The sequence below is a fragment of the Desulfogranum japonicum DSM 18378 genome, from assembly GCF_000429945.1.
Lineage (GTDB): Bacteria > Desulfobacterota > Desulfobulbia > Desulfobulbales > Desulfobulbaceae > Desulfogranum > Desulfogranum japonicum.
In genome coordinates this window covers 1-2,523 of sequence record NZ_AUCV01000109.1, presented here as the reverse complement: position 1 = coordinate 2,523, position 2,523 = coordinate 1, and the positions used below count along the sequence as shown (strand labels likewise).

At 38.9% G+C, this 2,523-nt stretch carries 5 protein-coding genes; 3 read left to right on the top strand and 2 right to left on the bottom strand.

Translation table 11 applies throughout. From position 1 onward, the window contains the following. Nucleotides 1-271: 271 nt before the first annotated feature. Together G493_RS0122490 and G493_RS33620 are read right to left on the bottom strand one after the other, a co-directional pair. Complete coding sequence (locus tag G493_RS0122490) at nt 272-532, bottom strand: hypothetical protein (RefSeq protein WP_028582163.1); 261 nt, start codon at nt 530-532, stop codon at nt 272-274. Continuing rightward, nucleotides 529-672, bottom strand: coding sequence for a hypothetical protein (locus tag G493_RS33620; RefSeq protein WP_153306643.1), 144 nt, complete (start codon nt 670-672; stop codon nt 529-531). Before G493_RS33620 ends, G493_RS0122490 begins: the two co-directional genes overlap by 4 nt. A 437-nt stretch (nt 673-1,109) precedes the next feature. On the opposite strand from G493_RS33620, the gene G493_RS0122480 reads away from it, so the two are divergent. The 3 genes from G493_RS0122480 (at nt 1,110) to G493_RS0122470 (ending at nt 2,423) form a co-directional block, all read left to right on the top strand. Further along, nucleotides 1,110-1,736 (top strand): hypothetical protein, encoded by a 627-nt coding sequence (locus G493_RS0122480; protein ID WP_028582162.1) that lies wholly within the window; start codon nt 1,110-1,112, stop codon nt 1,734-1,736. A gap of 33 nt (nt 1,737-1,769) precedes the next feature. Further along, entirely contained in the window at nt 1,770-1,958 is a 189-nt protein-coding gene (locus G493_RS0122475; RefSeq protein WP_028582161.1) for a hypothetical protein, read from the top strand. A 78-nt stretch (nt 1,959-2,036) separates the two neighbouring features. Beyond that, on the top strand, nt 2,037-2,423 hold the full coding sequence (locus G493_RS0122470) for a hypothetical protein (protein WP_028582160.1): 387 nt from the start codon (nt 2,037-2,039) through the stop codon (nt 2,421-2,423). Nucleotides 2,424-2,523: the final 100 nt, after the last annotated feature.

The following is a 2,523-nucleotide window of genomic DNA, read 5'->3' as shown; positions in this document are numbered from 1 at the left end:
TCAGAAGGATATAGGATAGCTATGACTCGCCCTCTATTTCAACACTCAAGTTTCATGCTTCGTTGTGACTACTTGTCCTTGTCATGGGGGTTAGATAAATTTGACGACACTATCTAAAACAACCGTAGAAATCATGCGCAGATTGGACACATTCCTTTGCATTAGGAAACTGTCGTAATTACGGCCTTACATTGGAAAAACAATTTTGTTTCCGCTGATTCTTTCCATGTATTTCGGTCCCAAGTCTTTGGACCCCTTTCACATTCTTTTGTTAAATTGAGCGCCATAATCCATCCTTAACATGTTTTTTCGATCTATTGGGCTTCACCTGGATAGCAGAGCGCAAATCATCGTAGAGATTAGTCCAGTCAGCTTCAGTACCTGTTGCCGGAACTGGCGTATTGCTTACCCTGCTTTTAACTGGGTTGTGTTGCAGTGATACGTTCTTCACGGCGGCTGGTTGTGATGAACTATTTTCCCCAGTCTTTCCGTCAGGTTTACCTCTTGCGCTGGGCAGACGACTTTCTTTCATTGTATTGGCAGGGTTCCTCCCTTGTCCTCCAGAAAGGAACCTGCTGGTCCGTTGAATCGAGCCCGGACAAATTGCAGATAGATATCTACCGCTTCATCAGCTTGCCTGACCAGGTCGGGGGCCTGCCCTTTACTGCGCAATTTCTCCCTGATAGAGACTCGAGCTTTAAGGTCTGTCCCCTCAAAAAAATATTGTAAACAAAAGTCATAGTAGTAACGGAACCATTTCAGAAAGTAAGTATGGTATGTGCTATCAATCCGGGATTTGTGTAACTGCTCCTGGTAGGTACGAAGTAGATTAGCGTACAGGTCTCATGCAGCTAAAAAGAAACTTTATAATATACAAAAAATGTCTGTTATCGAGCACGATTACTTTATAAATTGACAAAGCTTGAGTCAAGTTGTTTTATAGAACTAGCTCGTTAACTGGTCGATTACACGCAGAGTTTCAAATGAGTTGGATCAAGGGCAATTCCGGATCATGTGCTAGCACTTGCACGTAGACCGAAATTGCCAGCTTGTGAACAGGGTGTGTTATCGAGAAACTTCATAACTGCTTGTTGTGTGCAAAAAAAGAAATGGATATACGTAAAGACAATACAGATGATCCACAATTTATCGAATTTGCAAATAATGTATTATCGAACTTAGTAAACCATTATTATCCAAATGAAATCTATATAGTTCGAATAGATAATTGGTTTGATCACAAGTGGTTAAAATTTTCTGGCGTAGGAGTGGTTGAGTTTCCAGAAAGAGGAGTTGGTTTACCTAGAGATGGTCATGCATTTATTGAAAATGCAAAAAAAGAATTTCACCAAGAAAAAGTAACGTTTCCTCCATTTTCACCAAAAAGAATATTGAGCCAACAGTATTTCAAAAATGAAAGAGCAAAATTAAAAAACAATATCCACTCAAGCTATAGACGATCTAGCCATTTAAATATACAAAATCGAGTTGAGAGTTTTTCAAAGTCAGGTGTTTTCATATGGGTATCTTCCAATTCTATTAAAAATTCCAAGGGAAGTCTCATGGTATATATTGCACAAGAAGACTCTATTCTCCCCTGGTATGCTTCGTTCTCTAAAGGTGACTTCTGGAAGGTTAATCGTGTAAAGGGAATCAGCAATAAAGAAATAGAATATTTAATAAAATTCCACACAACCAGGCATTCCACTGGACCCGCAAACAGCGCGGGCCAGTGAATTCCACGTTAAATGTAAAAAAGATAGAACTGCATGAAAAAGACTAAACGCCAAAAAGAGCTTGAAGCAAAGATTGGCGTCTTTGATCGTCAATATGGAAGAAAAGCACAGAAAAATACTGAACCAAATGATAGGAAGTATGATCGAAATTTTGAAAGAGTAGTAAAACGACTATCTCCAGAGGAACTTAGTAATCTTTTGTACGGGGACGAAGAAGAATAGATAAAGCATTTAACAAATCGTTTCTACGGAAGCCGGAAAAAGCCCGGCTTCCGTAGAACTCAACGTTATGTGAAAAAAATGAAAAAACCGATCCTATCTATCATATTTGTTTTATTATTTTATCTTTTGCCAACGGATTGCTTTGCAAATAAAATATATTACTTAAACAATCCTGATCCAAGCATGATGAAGTCAATAGATTCTAAAATGGGTCCAGGTCTTTATATTAAAGAAAAGCTGGGATTTAAAATTTGGTACGGGCATCTAGTCGTTGAAGAGTTTAATAAATATATCACTACAGATGAAATACTTGAATGGAATGAGTTCCTTCCAGGTGCCGAATATAAAGGTTGGGTGTATATTGATACGCAAAATAATAAGGTTCACATTTCAATTGTAGTAAAAGATTCAATATCTCAAAAATTCGTTCCTTTCGCAGGAAACGGAATATTTGAATTAAAATAATCACATAATCGGGTAGCCGGGGGAATCTCTCCCCCAGCCCCCACACCACCAAGCAAGCGGGTCCGCACTTGGCGGTTCCCATGAGCTACCGAGCCGTAGC